The organism is Gilliamella sp. B3783 (assembly GCF_026536125.1).
GTDB lineage: Bacteria > Pseudomonadota > Gammaproteobacteria > Enterobacterales > Orbaceae > Gilliamella.
Window position 1 is genome coordinate 129,865 of sequence record NZ_JAFNOU010000004.1, and the last position, 15,362, is coordinate 145,226.

13 protein-coding genes are annotated in these 15,362 nt (G+C 36.5%); all 13 read left to right on the plus strand.

The window, feature by feature from the left end:
* Positions 1–48 precede the first annotated feature (48 nt).
* The gene (gene zwf, locus J3U59_RS05360) at positions 49–1,509 is read left to right on the plus strand and encodes a glucose-6-phosphate dehydrogenase (RefSeq protein WP_267333554.1); all 1,461 of its coding nucleotides are present in this window, start codon (positions 49–51) and stop codon (positions 1,507–1,509) included.
* Between the two features lie 14 nt (positions 1,510–1,523).
* On the plus strand, positions 1,524–2,222 hold the full coding sequence (gene pgl, locus J3U59_RS05365) for a 6-phosphogluconolactonase (RefSeq protein WP_267333553.1): 699 nt from the start codon (positions 1,524–1,526) through the stop codon (positions 2,220–2,222).
* 394 nt (positions 2,223–2,616) lie between these two features.
* Positions 2,617–3,063, plus strand: a complete 447-nt coding sequence (gene mraZ, locus J3U59_RS05370) for a division/cell wall cluster transcriptional repressor MraZ (protein WP_267333552.1) — start codon at positions 2,617–2,619, stop codon at positions 3,061–3,063.
* 23 nt (positions 3,064–3,086) lie between these two features.
* The gene (rsmH, locus tag J3U59_RS05375) at positions 3,087–4,025 is read left to right on the plus strand and encodes a 16S rRNA (cytosine(1402)-N(4))-methyltransferase RsmH (protein ID WP_267333551.1); all 939 of its coding nucleotides are present in this window, start codon (positions 3,087–3,089) and stop codon (positions 4,023–4,025) included.
* A complete protein-coding gene (gene ftsL / locus J3U59_RS05380) occupies positions 4,015–4,392 on the plus strand; it encodes a cell division protein FtsL (protein ID WP_065633882.1) in 378 nt (125 codons plus the stop codon). The genes rsmH and ftsL overlap by 11 nt, the downstream gene beginning before the upstream one ends.
* Entirely contained in the window at positions 4,392–6,167 is a 1,776-nt protein-coding gene (gene ftsI, locus J3U59_RS05385) for a peptidoglycan glycosyltransferase FtsI (protein ID WP_267333550.1), read from the plus strand. The genes ftsL and ftsI overlap by 1 nt, the downstream gene beginning before the upstream one ends.
* 13 nt (positions 6,168–6,180) lie before the next feature.
* The gene (murE, locus tag J3U59_RS05390) at positions 6,181–7,734 is read left to right on the plus strand and encodes a UDP-N-acetylmuramoyl-L-alanyl-D-glutamate--2,6-diaminopimelate ligase (RefSeq protein ID WP_267333549.1); all 1,554 of its coding nucleotides are present in this window, start codon (positions 6,181–6,183) and stop codon (positions 7,732–7,734) included.
* Positions 7,731–9,092, plus strand: a complete 1,362-nt coding sequence (gene murF, locus J3U59_RS05395) for a UDP-N-acetylmuramoyl-tripeptide--D-alanyl-D-alanine ligase (protein WP_267333548.1) — start codon at positions 7,731–7,733, stop codon at positions 9,090–9,092. Before murE ends, murF begins: the two co-directional genes overlap by 4 nt.
* 15 nt (positions 9,093–9,107) lie before the next feature.
* Positions 9,108–10,190: a phospho-N-acetylmuramoyl-pentapeptide-transferase gene (gene mraY, locus J3U59_RS05400; protein ID WP_267333547.1), complete on the plus strand. Its 1,083-nt coding sequence runs from the start codon at positions 9,108–9,110 to the stop codon at positions 10,188–10,190.
* Positions 10,191–10,212: 22 nt separating this feature from the next.
* Positions 10,213–11,547, plus strand: coding sequence for a UDP-N-acetylmuramoyl-L-alanine--D-glutamate ligase (gene murD, locus J3U59_RS05405; RefSeq protein ID WP_267333546.1), 1,335 nt, complete (start codon positions 10,213–10,215; stop codon positions 11,545–11,547).
* Complete coding sequence (gene ftsW, locus J3U59_RS05410) at positions 11,544–12,695, plus strand: cell division protein FtsW (protein ID WP_267333545.1); 1,152 nt, start codon at positions 11,544–11,546, stop codon at positions 12,693–12,695. The genes murD and ftsW overlap by 4 nt, the downstream gene beginning before the upstream one ends.
* Positions 12,695–13,747, plus strand: coding sequence for an undecaprenyldiphospho-muramoylpentapeptide beta-N-acetylglucosaminyltransferase (murG, locus tag J3U59_RS05415; protein ID WP_267333544.1), 1,053 nt, complete (start codon positions 12,695–12,697; stop codon positions 13,745–13,747). The genes ftsW and murG overlap by 1 nt, the downstream gene beginning before the upstream one ends.
* Before the next feature lie 168 nt (positions 13,748–13,915).
* Complete coding sequence (gene murC, locus J3U59_RS05420) at positions 13,916–15,361, plus strand: UDP-N-acetylmuramate--L-alanine ligase (protein ID WP_065798417.1); 1,446 nt, start codon at positions 13,916–13,918, stop codon at positions 15,359–15,361.
* Position 15,362 lies beyond the last annotated feature (1 nt).

The window sequence follows — 15,362 nt, forward strand, 5'->3', positions numbered from 1 at the left end:
TAGGACAACGTAATAAAATAGATAATATGCTTTTTTTAGGAGAAAATTATGTCTGATATCCCAGTTTGCGATTTAGTTATTTTTGGTGCTAAAGGGGATTTAACGAGACGTAAATTATTACCGTCTTTATATCAATTGGAAAAATATGGTAAGTTGCCAAAACAGACTAAAATTTTAGGCGTAGGTCGTGCTGATTGGGATCATGCTGCTTATTGCGAAGTAGCCAAAGAAGCATTGGCTACTTTTATGCCAGAACCTATCGACGACGCGATTTGGCAACGATTTAGTCAACGACTTAATTTTCATAAATTAGATGTCAATAATCTTGCTGGTTTTAGCGCATTAAAGGATGAACTTGACCAAACCAGACCAACTATTTTTTATTTTGCCATGCATCCTGGTGCGTTTGGTACTATCTGCCAAGGTTTAGCTGAAGCGGGATTAAATCAAATCCAAAACCGAATTGTTATGGAAAAACCACTCGGTACCGATTTACAATCATCGCGTGAAATTAACGATTCTGTTGCGAAATATTTTAATGAGTCACAAGTCTATCGTATTGACCATTATTTAGGTAAAGAATCCGTTTTAAATTTATTAGCATTACGTTTTGCAAATCCTGTATTTGCCTCATTTTGGGACCGAAATTCAATCGATCATGTTGAAATTACTGTTGCTGAGCAAGTCGGTATTGAAGGGCGTTGGGGATATTTTGATAAAGCTGGTCAAATGCGTGATATGGTACAAAACCATTTATTACAGATTTTAACTATGATTGCAATGTCTCCACCATCTAATCTTGGTGATGATAGCTTGCGTAATGAAAAAATCGCTGTACTTAATGCACTTAGACCAATTAATAAAACCAATATTCGTGATAAAGTTGTTAGAGGTCAATATACCTCAGGATTTGTTAACGGTATTAATGTACCGGGATATTTAGAAGAAGATGGTGCAACCCCGGACAGCCATACTGAAACCTTTGTGGCTATTCGTGTCGATATTGATAATTGGCAGTGGGCGGGAGTCCCTTTTTATTTGCGTACTGGTAAACGTTTACCAAGCAAATGCTCAGAAGTGGTTGTTTATTTTAAACCATTACCACTGAATTTGTTTAGTGAATCTTATCCTGAGCTGCCACAAAATAAGTTAACCATTCGATTACAGCCTGATGAAGGTATGGATATTGAAATTCTTAATAAAGTGCCAGGGTTAGATAGTACCCATACTTTACAAACAACTAAGCTTGATTTAAGTTTTAGTGAAACTTTCCATCAACATCGTGCTGATGCTTATGAACGCTTGCTACTTGAAGTGATGCGAGGACGACAAGCACTATTTGTTCATCGTGACGAAGTTGAAGCTGCTTGGAAATGGGTTGATTCTATTATCAATGCATGGGATGCTGATAATGACACACCAAAAACTTATCAAGCTGGTACTTGGGGACCGGTTGCATCAGTCGCTTTAATTACTAAAGATGGCTATTCATGGCATGAATTTGAATAAAAGGAATATCCAATATGGTTACACTAAATAAATATGCAACAAGTGAGTTATTAGTTGAAGACCTGACTTCACACATCGTGAATGAACTTACCAAAGCGATTCAAATTAGAGGACAAGCTTCGATAGCTGTATCGGGGGGTAAAACGCCTATTCCTTTATTTATTGCTCTTAGTGAGCAAAATTTAGATTGGAGCCGTGTATTTATTACTCTGGTTGATGATAGATGGGTTGATGATACTGATGATGCCAGTAATGAAAAATTGGTCATGACTTACTTATTACAAAATAAAGCAAAGTTGGCTAATTTTATCGGTTTAAAAAATAGCTGTAATAATCCATTTGATGGCGCGTCAATTACTGAAAAACAGTTAGACAAAGTACCAATGCCATTTGATGTATTAATTCTAGGTATGGGGGAAGATGGTCATACTGCGTCATTATTCCCTGGCGCTGCGAATTTAGCTGCCGGTTTAGATATGAAATCAGGCCGTAAAGTTATCGGTATGACACCATTAACAGCGCCTTTAGATCGAATTACTTTAACGCTACCTACTATTTTAAATAGTCACAATATCTATCTACATTTAGTGGGTGATAGTAAAATGTCAGTATTAGAACAAGCCGAACAAGGTAAAGATATTAACCAAATGCCAGTTAGAGCAATTTTACAGCAAGATAAAGTTAATGTGACCATATTTTGGACTGCTGCGTAAGCCTATTGATTGTGCCGACTTATGTCGGCCACAATCTTTCTTTAAAGCCTCAATCATTACTCATCCATTATGAGTAATATTTAACTTCATTACTTTATTCACATCATCTCTTAATCATATTTTTTCTATTGTTAGTATGAACGTTTAAAAAATAAATCATTTAACCAATTGATTTAAATGAATATTTTAAATATTCAAAGCTGAAGTTATTTTTAGTAAAAATAGCGTGCACTTATTTTTATGAATATTCGCGAAATTAATTGATTAAATACCTATTATTTTTGTAACTTTTGTGGTAAAAAGTGGGTTTAAGTGGTAAAAAAGTAAGAATTATTTAACCATCTGATTTTAATCAATAAAAAAATAATAAAAATTTAAAGAAAACGGTGCTTTCATGTTCAGTGGTGCAACTTCAGTCAATTTAGATAGTAAAGGGCGGATGGCTATTCCTACTCGCTATCGTGATGCTTTGTCTGAAGGCATGGTTTGCACAATTGGTTTATATCATTCTTGCTTGTCACTTTACTCAATTTCTGAATGGAAAAGTATTGAAAAGCAACTATCAACACTTTCTACTATTGTTGAGTCAGAGCGTCGAATAAAACGATTATTACTAGGCTATGCAATTGAGTGCCCTATGGATAATTCAGGTCGGATCCTATTACCGCCTACATTACGCACATACGCAAAATTAGAAAAACATGTCATGTTTGTAGGTCAATCTAATAAATTTGAAATTTGGGATGAAGTCATCTGGTATCAACAAATTAGTGAAGATATTGCTGAGCTGTCGGCTGATATTACAAACTTATCCGATAATTTAAAAAATTTAACGATTTAACTAAATAATAGAGTACAAGACTAATGAGCTATCTACATACAACTGTTTTACTAAATGAAGCTATTGCAGCATTAAATATAAAAAAAAACGGTATTTATGTTGATGGAACTTTTGGTCGAGGCGGTCATTCTCGTTTAATTTTAAATCATCTAGGTAATGAAGGAAGATTAATTGCCATTGATCGCGATGCCAAAGCTCAACAGGCAGCGAGTGAAATAATTGATCCGCGATTTACCTTTATTCGTGGTGAGTTTTCTAATGTATATCAATATATTGATAATTTAGGCTTACTTGGTAAAGTTGATGGTTTTTTATTGGACCTTGGGGTTTCTTCTCCGCAACTTGATGATCCGCAAAGAGGATTTTCGTTTATGCGTGATGGTCCGCTCGATATGCGGATGAATAATCATCAGGGCATGACAGCAAGTGAGTGGCTATTACATAGTGATGAAGCCGATATAGCATGGGTATTAAAAACATTTGGTGAAGAAAAATTTGCTAAACGTATTGCGCGAGCTATTGTCGAAAAAAACAAAATTATGCCGATTACTCGCACATTAGAGTTAGCCAATTTAATTGAACAAGCAACACCTAAAAAAGATAAACATAAACATCCAGCAACACGGAGTTTTCAAGCAATTCGTATATATATTAATAGCGAACTTGAAGAAGTTGAACAAGCATTGAACGCCAGTTTGTCGATACTTGCCAACCAAGGACGGCTTGCCGTAATTAGTTTTCATTCTTTAGAAGATCGAATAGTTAAGCAATTTATTAGCAAACAGAGTAAAGGACCTGAGTTGCCAGCAGGATTACCACTTACTGAACAACAAATTAAACAATATGGTGGTGCCGAGTTAAAATCACTTGGCAAGGTAAAACCAAGTATGGATGAGATTAATCACAACCCGCGTTCAAGAAGCGCAATATTAAGGGTAGCTGAAAGGAAAAATGAACAGTAATCAAGCAAATGATAGCGAAAATTTTTATGCTGAAATCGACAATCAAAAGCGACCAAGTAAAAGTTTATTTGGCTTAATTGTTGGTGATTTGCTCGGTCATCAAAAAATTTCATTATTATTACTTATACTTATCATTATTACAGCTGGAGCCGTATTAATCACAACGCAACAAGTTCGTAAGCAACTATTTGAACGTGAGCAACTTTTACTAGAACAAGATGTTTTAGAGAGCGAATGGCGTAATTTAGTTATTGAAGAAAATGTACTTGCCGATCCGAAACGTGTTGAAGATAAAGCTAAAAATCAATTGGGTATGTCATATGTGACGCCTCAAAATGAAACCGTTATTGTGATAAAGAGTAAATAATGAAACCTGTAGTGAAAAATAATAAAGATAAAACTAAAAAGGTTGTAAAAACAAACAAAGCAAATAAACCGAACAAAAAACAGTTTTTTACACCTAACCGTTTTTATATCGTCTATGGCTTTATTATATTTGCTATTGTGTGTTTAATTATTCGAATGGCAATATTGCAGATAATAGAACCAGATAAGCTTATTGCTGAAGGTAATAAACGATCCATTCGCCATCAAGAAATGGATGCACCGCGTGCCATGATTACTGATCGTAATGGTCGAGCGCTTGCCGTGAGTGTGCCAATGTTTGATGTGTGGGCGGATCCTAAAATTGTTGTACAAAAAGGTGGTGTCAAGGCTGATGATATTAGGTGGCAAGGTTTAGCCAAAACACTCAATATATCAATGTCAACCTTACAGCAAAAATTGAGTAATCCATCTATGCGTTTTGTGTATTTAACTAAGCAAATTACACCAACAATAGCGGATTATTTAAAACAGTTAAAACTACCGGGTATTTCGTTTGCTAAAACATCCAAACGTTATTATCCAGCTGCTGAAAATATTGCGCAGTTAATTGGTTTAACCGATATCGACGATAACGGCACCGAACGGGGTTCTGAAGGGATAGAAAAAAGCTTCAATAAATGGTTAATTGGTGAATCAGGACAACGAGTCGTAAGACGTGACCGAGTTGGTCGGGTTATTGAAGAGTTAGAACGAACTGATAGTGAAGCCGCATCCGATTTAACGTTAAGTATTGATGAACGCTTGCAATCTTTAGTGTACAGCGAATTAAGTCAAGCGGTTGAATTTAATAAAGCCGATAGTGGAACAGCTGTTTTAATTGATGTGCATACAGGTGAAATTTTAGCGATGGCAACGAGCCCGTCTTATAATCCTAATAATCGTTCCTCTATTGATTATAATTTATTACGTAATAGAGCTGTCACTGATGCGTTTGAACCTGGTTCAACAGTTAAACCATTAGTTGTTATGGCAGCTTTAGAGAAAAAAATTGCAGATGTAAATACTATCATTGATACCCGACCATTTTTTGTGAATCGGTATGAAATTAAAGACGTGTCGTATCAAAAATCATTAAATCTAGCGGGCATTTTAGAAAAATCAAGTAATGTTGGGGTCAGTAAATTAGCATTACAAATGCAGCCAGGCGAGTTAGTTGAATTTTATAGTCGTTTTGGTTTAGGTCAGCCAACGGGATTAGGATTAGGTGGTGAAGTGAGTGGATCTATTGCTGCTGATCGTACCAGAAAATGGGCAGATATTGAGCGCGCCACCTTTGCATTTGGGTATGGTTTAAGTGTCACACCGTTACAATTAGCAAGAGCTTATGCAACTATTGGTAGTTACGGTATATATCGTCCTGTTTCTATCTTAAAAATTACAGAACCGGTTAAAGGTGAACGCGTAGTACAAGAAAAAATAGCTAAAACAGTCGTGCAATTGATGGAAGCTGTGGCTGTGACAGGTGGGGGAACTAAAGCTTCGGTACCTGGTTATAGTGTTGGCGTTAAAACGGGTACTGCAAAAAAATTATCGGGTGGACGCTATGTCAATCAATATTTAGCTTATACCGCAGGAATTGCACCGGCAACCGGTCCTAAATATTCATTAGTTGTCGTTATTGATAACCCGAAAGCCGGTCAATATTATGGTGGTTCAGTATCCGCACCTGTTTTTAGCCGTATTATGGGGGGGGTTCTTCGAACAATGAATGTGAAGCCAGATCGTCAAGTTGATGGGCAAATGATTATTTATTAACAGGTGGTAAATGATGTCTACAAGCACATTTAAAACATTATTTGAATTATTAGGTGGAACTGGCAAATTAGAATTAGCCGATTTTCCGCTTAATCATTTACGTATCGATAGTCGTCAAGTGGAAAAAAACGATGTGTTTGTTGCGATCAAAGGGCATGCCGTAGATGGTCGTAATTTTATTGAACAAGCCATTTTGGCAGGTGCCGTTGCGATACTTATTGAAACTAATCGAAAATCGAATAATTTAAAAATTAATTATCTTAAGCAAGATGATAAGTCTGTAATACCACAAATCAGTATTTTTCAATTGTCACATCGTTTGTCGATGATTGCTAATGATTTTTATCATTCACCTTCCAAAAAATTGTCAGTGATTGGAGTAACAGGCACTAATGGTAAAACCACAGTGACACAACTTATTGCTCAATGTACTACGTTATTAAATGAAAAAACCGCTATTTTAGGTACTATTGGTAATGGCATTTATAATCATCAGCTCGAGCCATCAACCAATACCACTGCATCAGCTATCGATGTACAAACTTTATTAGCCGATTTTGTGAAAAAGCATGTCAAAGTTGTAGCAATGGAAATTTCTTCACATGGTTTAGCCATGGACCGCGTTAAAAGTTTAAATTGTGCCGCAACCGTATTTACCAATCTCAGTAGAGATCATCTTGATTATCATAAAACTATGAGTAAATACGCGAAAGCAAAATGGTCATTATTCACTCCAGAAGAAAAGCAAAAGCAAGTACTAAATTCGGGCAAGTCAATTGTTAATTATGATGATAAATATGGCAAGCGATGGATTGAAAAACTGACACAGGTGACAGCGGTATCTTGCCAGCCTAAATCGTTACGTCGTTTAAAAGCATTAAATATACCTTATGTTGGCGTATCGATGATTGAATACCACGATAAAGGCGCCAAAATTCATATGGAGTCAAGTTGGGGAAATGCCATTATCAATAGCCGTTTATTAGGTGAATTCAATGTTTCTAACCTACTTTTGTCTATTGCAACTTTATTAACACTAGATTACCCATTTTTTGCTGTTGTGAATATGGCCTCTTTTCTTAAACCAATTTGTGGACGAATGGAAGTTCTACACGAAAAAAATAGTCCTACAGTTATTGTCGATTATGCGCATACGCCAGATGCATTACAAAAAGCGTTACAAGCTAGCCGAATTCACTGCAAAGGAACGTTATGGGTGATTTTTGGTTGTGGTGGTGATAGAGATAGTGGAAAGCGCCCATTAATGGCTGAAGTGGCTGAACAATTTGCTGATCAAATTGTACTAACTAATGATAATCCACGCACTGAAGATGAAATGAACATTATTCATGATATTCAACAAGGGTTACATGATGGTACCCATGTAAAAGTCATCCCTGATAGAAAACAAGCGATTACTTATACACTAAAACAAGCTAAATCTAATGATGTAATATTAATTGCAGGCAAAGGGCACGAGGATTACCAGATTGTAGGTAAAACCAAATATCACTATTCCGATCAAGAAACAGTGAAACAGCTTTTAGGAGTAGCGAATCAATCATGATTCCATTACAAATTAAACAAATCAAAAAAGTCATAAATGGTCAATCTTATCATATCTTAAACGAAGATATGATGATTGATGCTATTTGTACAGACTCCAGAAACATTATCAAAAATGCAGTATTTATTGCCTTAGTGGGTGATCATTTTGATGGGCATGTTTTTGTTGAACAAGCAATAGAACAAGGCGCTAGTGTGGTTATTGTTGATCATAAAATTGACAATAATGCTATTGCTCAAATTGTCGTTAAGGATACAAAAATTGCACTTGGGCTTATTGCGGCGGCGGTTCGTCAGTTAAGTCATGCTAAAATTGTTGCGCTCACAGGTTCTTCGGGTAAAACCTCGGTTAAAGAAATGACTGCCGCAATTTTACAACATTGTGGTCAGACACTTTATACTCAGGGCAATTTTAATAATGATATTGGTGTACCATTAACGTTATTCCGTCTAACTGAGCAAGATCAATATGCAGTAATAGAATTAGGCGCGAATCACATTGGTGAAATTGCGTATACAACTAATATTGTTAAACCCCAAAGTGCTCTAATTAATAATATTGCGCAGGCGCACCTTGAAGGCTTTGGTTCGCTTGATGGAGTGGCAACCGCCAAAGGTGAAATTTTTGCAGGATTAGCGAATAATGGTATTGCTATCATCAATTTAGATAGCTGTAGTGATAAGTGGTTTAATTCATTAGGTAATAAAACGGTATGGACTTTTTCATTATCTAATCCATCGGCTAATTTTTATGCCAGTAATATTCAAATCGCTCAGACCACTTCATTTATCTTACATACACCTAATGGTCAATGTGCACTAGAACTTCCCTTGATTGGTGAACATAATGTTTCTAATGCGGTTGCGGCGTCAGCTTTAGCGATTTCTGTAGGCGCAACGTTTAATCAAATAAAGCAAGGTTTAGCTACCTTAAAACCGGTAAAAGGTCGATTGTTTCCAATACAATTAAATCAAACCCAGTTAATTTTGGATGATGCTTATAATGCTAATGTTGGTTCAATGTCGGCAGCTATTAAGGTTTTAGCAAAGCAACCTGGTTATCGAATTTTAGTTGTTGGTGATATGGCTGAATTAGGCGAAGATGCCGAAAAATATCATCAACAAATTGGTGAACTTGCTCATCACGAAAAACTTGATTGTGTCATTAGTGTCGGTAATTTAAGTCAATTTATTAGCCAGTATAGTGGTGTCGGCCACCATTTTAATCATAAACAAGATGCAGTGAATTATCTGTTAATGTTACTACGGCAGCATCCAATTTTAACCATACTAGTTAAAGGATCACGTAGCGCTAAAATGGAAGAGCTCATCGAAAAAATTCAAATCGAACAATGTTGATTCAGGATTAAAATTATGTTGTTTTTAATATCAGAACATTTAGTTAAATATTTTACTTTTTTTAATGTTATCTCTTATTTAACGGTCAGGGCCATCTTAGCGCTGTTAACTTCATTAGCTATTTCATTAATTATGGGGCAAAAGGTCATTGATTGGCTTCAAAAATTGCAGATTGGTCAAGTCATTCGTAATGATGGGCCCGAATCGCATTTAAGCAAAAAAGGGACGCCAACAATGGGAGGAACCCTCATTTTGGCATCAATCTCGATTTCAGTTTTTTTATGGGCAGATCTGCGTAATCCTTATGTCTGGGTAACCTTATTTGTTTTAATTGGTTACGGTATTGTTGGTTTTGCAGACGATTATTTAAAAGTTATTCGTAAAAATACAGCGGGCCTTATTGCTAGATGGAAATACTTTTGGCAATCAGTTATTGCCTTAATTGTTGCGTTCGGCCTTTATGCTTATGGTAAAGATACGGCGGTAACCGTATTAGTTGTTCCTTTTTTCAAAGATGTGATGCCACAATTAGGATTATTCTTTATTTTGCTAACCTATGTGGTCATCGTTGGTGCCGGTAATGCGGTTAATTTGACGGATGGACTTGATGGACTTGCCATCATGCCAACAGTATTTGTTGCAGCAGGTTTTGCTTTAGTATCTTGGGCTACCGGTAATGTTAATTTTGCTGCTTATTTACATATTCCCTATATTAAATTCAGTGGAGAACTCATGATTGTTTGCACTGCAATCGTCGGTGCTGGACTTGGCTTTTTATGGTTCAACACGTATCCGGCTATGGTATTTATGGGCGATGTAGGGTCTTTAGCGTTAGGTGGTGTGTTTGGCATCATTTCAGTATTATTACGCCAAGAATTTTTATTACTGATAATGGGCGGTATATTTGTTATTGAAACGTTATCGGTAATTTTACAGGTTGGTTCTTATAAATTACGAGGTAAAAGAATTTTCAGAATGGCGCCAATACATCATCATTATGAACTTAAAGGTTGGCCGGAACCTCGGGTGATTGTTCGTTTTTGGATTATTTCATTAATGTTAGTATTAATTGGGTTATTAACGTTGAAATTACGTTAATTAATAAGATCAGGATTAAATCATGATTAGCTATCAGGGCAAAAACGTTGTTATTATTGGCTTAGGCATCACAGGGCTTTCTTGTGTGGACTATTTTCTTGCTCAAAATGTGATTCCAAAAGTGATTGATACACGTTTAAAGCCACAAGGATTAGAACTATTAGACAGCCGTATTGAATACCATTTAGGTGATCTAAAGCTTGATTGGTTGTTAGATGCTGATTTAATTATCGCAAGTCCAGGTATAGCTTTATCTACGCCACAATTACAACAAGCGGCAAACCAAGGTATTGAAATTATAGGCGATATAGAACTTTTTTGCCGCGAGGTTAACAAGCAAGCCAATAAGCAAGTAGTTGCCATTACCGGCGCCAATGGTAAAACAACCGTCACAACATTGGTTGGTGATATTGTTAAATCATCAGGTATTAAGGTTGGTGTTGGTGGTAATATCGGTGAGCCGGCATTATCACTTTTAAAACAAAATGTTGATGTGTATGTGCTTGAACTTTCAAGCTTCCAATTAGAAACAACTTTTAGTTTACAAGCAACTGTAGCGACGATTTTAAATATATCCGAAGATCACATGGATCGCTATCCGCTAGGTTTAATGCAATATGCTCAAGCTAAACAACGCATCTATCATAATGCAAAGTATTGCGTATTTAATCAAGATGATAAATTAACAATACCTGCGTCTAATGAGCAAAATTGTGTCTCATTTGGGGTAAATAAAGGCGATTACCATTTAGATAATAAGTGTGAACATTTAATTGCACAAAATGAAGTGGTTTTATCGACTAAAGAGATGAAACTAATTGGGCGTCATAATTATTTAAATGCGTTGGCTGCGCTTGCTATTAGTGATCGATTAGGTATTTCCAGAACGTCAAGTTTAGCAACCATAGCTACCTTTCAAGGTTTAGCTCACCGATTTGAATTGGTATATCAACAAAATGGTGTGAAATGGATTAATGATTCAAAAGCGACCAATGTTGGAAGCACCGAGGCAGCGTTAAATAGTGTAGTGTGCCAAGGTAAGTTATATTTACTATTAGGTGGTGATGGAAAATCTGCCGATTTTACCCCTCTGATTCCTTACTTACAAAATAACCAGATTGAGGTTTTTTGTTTTGGGCGAGACCGTCAATTACTTGCAAAATTAGCACCGAGTAAAACTACTGTGACTGAAACCATGGCAGATGCAATGCAACTGATCGCGAATAAAGTTAAGGTGGATGATGTGGTATTGCTTTCCCCTGCGTGCGCCAGTTTAGATCAATTTAAAAATTATATTGAGCGAGGTAATCAATTTGCTCAACTGGCAAAGCAATATGCTCAAAGGAGTGAAAAATGACGTTTTTTTGGATAAAAAAACAGGTAAATCCAAATATACCGTTTGATAATTCATTACTCTGGACAGTGTTTGGTTTAATGATTTTTGGTTTGATTATGGTGACATCGGCATCGATGTCATTTAGTGAAACTAATCCTTTTTTCTATACCCAGCGCGAATTAATTCAGTTGGCTATGTCCCTGTTTTTAATGTTTGTAACATTGTATATTCCTATGCAGCGCTGGCAACAATTTAGTACCGCTCTTTTAATTGTTGCCATTATTATGTTAGTGATTGTATTAGGCATAGGCTCTTCAATCAATGGTGCATCACGTTGGATCCCATTAGGTGTTTTTAACTTCCAACCGGCTGAGTTAGCCAAATTATCTTTATTTATTTTTCTAGCAGCCTATCTATCACGCAAATCGGATGAAGTGCAAAATCGTTTTTGGGGATTTTTTAAACCTATGGTGGTGATGGCTGTTTTATCAATTCTACTCTTAAAACAACCCGATTTAGGTACCGTTATTGTGCTGTTTATGGTAACCATTGGTATTTTATTTATTGCCGGTGCTCAGTTGTGGCAATTTATTGCTATTTTGTTGACGGGTGTTGGTGCTGTGATATGTTTGATTTTATATGAAGCTTATCGTTTAACCCGTTTATTAACCTTTCTCGATCCTTGGCAAGACGCAACAGGATCGGGCTATCAGTTAGTTGCTTCATTGATGGCCATTGGTAGTGGTGGTATTACTGGTCAAGGAATGGGCAATTCAATTCTTAAATTGGGCTATTTACCCGAATGTCATACAGATTTTATTTTTTCTATTATTTCTGAGGAGTATGGTTATCTTGGGGTTGTTGCTTTATTGATGTTGTTATTTTTTCTAACATTTAAAGCATTAGCTATTGGATATAGAGCACTTAATGATGGTTCGCAGTTTTCAGGTTATTTAGCTTGTGAAATTGGTATTTGGTTTGGTTTTCAAACTTTCGTTAACATAGGCGTAACATCAGGCATGTTACCAACTAAAGGGTTAACATTACCATTTATTAGCTACGGTGGTTCAAGTCTTATTGTAATGAGCATTGCTGTTGCTATATTACTGCGAATAGACTATGAGTTTAGACAAAAACAAGCACAAGCAAGAATAAGGTCAATAAAATAATGAAAAAATTATTAGTGATGGCTGGTGGCACAGGCGGTCATGTATTTCCAGGTATTGCCGTTGCGCATTATTTGATGAAACAAGGGTGGCAAGTTAGGTGGCTTGGTACAGCAGATAGAATGGAAGCGCATTTAGTTCCTGAAAATGGAATTGATATTGATTTTATCCAAATATCAGGTTTACGCGGAAAAGGAATAAGCGCTTTATTAAAAGCACCTTATAAAATTGTTAAAGCGGTTTTGCAAGCAAGAAAAATTTTGAAAGCTTATCGTCCTGATGTAGTGCTTGGTATGGGGGGATATGTATCAGGTCCAGGTGGAATTGCAGCTAAAACTTTAGGTATACCTATTGTATTACATGAACAAAATGGTATTGCTGGTTTAACTAACAAATGGTTAGCGAAAATTGCAACTAAAGTGCTTCAAGCTTTTCCTACTGCTTTCCCCCATGCTGAGGTAGTGGGTAATCCGGTTCGCAATGATTTATTGCAACTAGCTGATCCTAGTGAAAGATTGAAAGATAGACAAGGTCCAATTCGAGTATTAATAATGGGCGGTAGTCAAGGTGCTAAAGTGATTAATGATATTGTGCCTAAAGTGATAACCAAATTGTCCGATAAATATGTAGTTTGGCATCAAACAGGAAAAGGAATGCTAGAATCAGTTTCTCAGTCTTATCAAGATTGTGATATGACAAACAATAAAATTACTGAATTTATTTCTGATGTTGCCGAGGCTTATAATTGGGCAGATATTGTCATTTGCCGAAGTGGAGCACTAACAGTAAGTGAAATTGAAGTGGTCGGTATAGGGGCGATTTTCGTGCCATTTATGCATAAAGATCGCCAGCAATATTGGAATGCAAAATCTTTAGCCGATATTGGTGCTGCAACTATTATTGAGCAACCCGATTTTAATGTTGCATCGCTTTCTCATTTACTTGAAAATTTAAATCGATCGGAGTTAATAGATATGGCCGTTAAGGCTAAAAGTTTAGCCATTGTGAATTCGACAGAAAGAGTGGCTCAAACCTTGTGTTCAGTAGTAAAATGATTAATTTTTTATATAATGTGATGTAATCATCTTACTTGAGATGTTTAAGATTAATAATATCGTTATGACATATCAATTATTGAGTTCATTAATAATAAGCATAATAGAATACTCAATAAAGTTAAGGCATAACACGTAAATAAAAACAGTATAATTAGGAGTTCGATTGTGAATACGAAGGAATTAGCTGAATTAAGAGCAATTATTCCCGAAATGAAACGTGTCAAACATATCCATTTTGTTGGGATAGGTGGCGCTGGCATGGGAGGAATTGCCGAAGTTTTGGCTAATGAAGGTTATCAAATTAGTGGCTCGGACATTGCTGAAAACGCGGTAACACAACATTTAGAGACATTAGGTGCAAAAATTGTTATTGGGCATGCGGCCGAAAATATACTCGGTTCAAGTGTTGTTGTGATATCTTCAGCTATTTCGCAAGATAACATAGAAGTTGTTGCGGCACGTGAAGCGCGTATTCCAGTTATTCAACGGGCAGAAATGTTAGCCGAACTAATGCGTTTTCGCTATGGTATTGCCATTGCCGGTACACACGGTAAAACCACAACAACAGCCATGGTTACAGCTATCTATGCTGAAGCAAAACTTGACCCGACTTTTGTTAATGGGGGATTGGTTAAAGCAGCTGGCACACATGCGCAATTAGGTAGCAGCCGTTATTTTATTGCCGAAGCAGATGAAAGTGATGCTTCATTTCTTCATTTGCAACCAATGGTATCGATTGTCACCAATATTGAACCTGATCACATGGATACTTATCAAGGTAATGTCGAAAATCTTAAACAGACATTTATCTCGTTTTTACGTAATCTTCCTTTTTATGGTTTAGCAATAATGTGTTATGACGATCCATTTAATCGTGATTTATTACCTATTGTCGGGCGTAAAATTATCACTTATGGATTTAGTGAAGAAGCGGATGTGGTCATTAAAAATTATCGTCAGGAACAAGGTATCAGCTATTACACGGTGTGCCGACCAAATCATGAAGATTTACAGATAGAATTAAATGCACCAGGAAAACACAATGCGTTAAATTCAGCTGCTGCAATTATTGCTGCCACTGAAGATGGTATTGACGATGAGTCAATTATTCATGCCTTAGCTAAATTTGCGGGCACCAGTAGACGGTTTGATTTATTGGGGGTCTTCCCGCATGTCAATGGCAGCGATATTATGATGGTGGATGATTATGGTCATCATCCAAGTGAAGTTAATGCAACAATACAGGCAGCAAGAAATGGTTGGCCCGATCGTCGATTAGTCATGTTGTTTCAACCCCATCGATATACTCGAACTCGGGATTTATTTGATGATTTTGCGCAAGTTCTTTCTCAAGTCGATGCGCTGGTTATGTTGGATGTTTATTCCGCCGGTGAGCAACCCATTGCGGGAGCGGATAGTCGATCTTTATGTCGTTCGATTCGTAATCGCGGTAAAGTTGATCCAATTTATGTTTCCGATTTAGATCTTCTACCTGAGATTATGCAGGAATTATTGCAAGGTGGGGATTTATTATTAACACAAGGTGCTGGTAGTGTAGGTCGTATTGCTCGACAATTAGCCAGTGCTCAATTATATTCAAAAGAGGTATAAT

What these genes read in the sequence shown, in the direction of transcription:
- zwf (WP_267333554.1), top strand. Translation starts at nt 49, where the DNA reads ATGTCTGATATCCCAGTTTGCGATTTAGTTATTTTTGGTGCTAAAGGG.
- pgl (WP_267333553.1), top strand. Translation starts at nt 1,524, where the DNA reads ATGGTTACACTAAATAAATATGCAACAAGTGAGTTATTAGTTGAAGAC.
- mraZ (WP_267333552.1), top strand. Translation starts at nt 2,617, where the DNA reads ATGTTCAGTGGTGCAACTTCAGTCAATTTAGATAGTAAAGGGCGGATG.
- rsmH (WP_267333551.1), top strand. Translation starts at nt 3,087, where the DNA reads ATGAGCTATCTACATACAACTGTTTTACTAAATGAAGCTATTGCAGCA.
- ftsL (WP_065633882.1), top strand. Translation starts at nt 4,015, where the DNA reads ATGAACAGTAATCAAGCAAATGATAGCGAAAATTTTTATGCTGAAATC.
- ftsI (WP_267333550.1), top strand. Translation starts at nt 4,392, where the DNA reads ATGAAACCTGTAGTGAAAAATAATAAAGATAAAACTAAAAAGGTTGTA.
- murE (WP_267333549.1), top strand. Translation starts at nt 6,181, where the DNA reads ATGTCTACAAGCACATTTAAAACATTATTTGAATTATTAGGTGGAACT.
- murF (WP_267333548.1), top strand. Translation starts at nt 7,731, where the DNA reads ATGATTCCATTACAAATTAAACAAATCAAAAAAGTCATAAATGGTCAA.
- mraY (WP_267333547.1), top strand. Translation starts at nt 9,108, where the DNA reads ATGTTGTTTTTAATATCAGAACATTTAGTTAAATATTTTACTTTTTTT.
- murD (WP_267333546.1), top strand. Translation starts at nt 10,213, where the DNA reads ATGATTAGCTATCAGGGCAAAAACGTTGTTATTATTGGCTTAGGCATC.
- ftsW (WP_267333545.1), top strand. Translation starts at nt 11,544, where the DNA reads ATGACGTTTTTTTGGATAAAAAAACAGGTAAATCCAAATATACCGTTT.
- murG (WP_267333544.1), top strand. Translation starts at nt 12,695, where the DNA reads ATGAAAAAATTATTAGTGATGGCTGGTGGCACAGGCGGTCATGTATTT.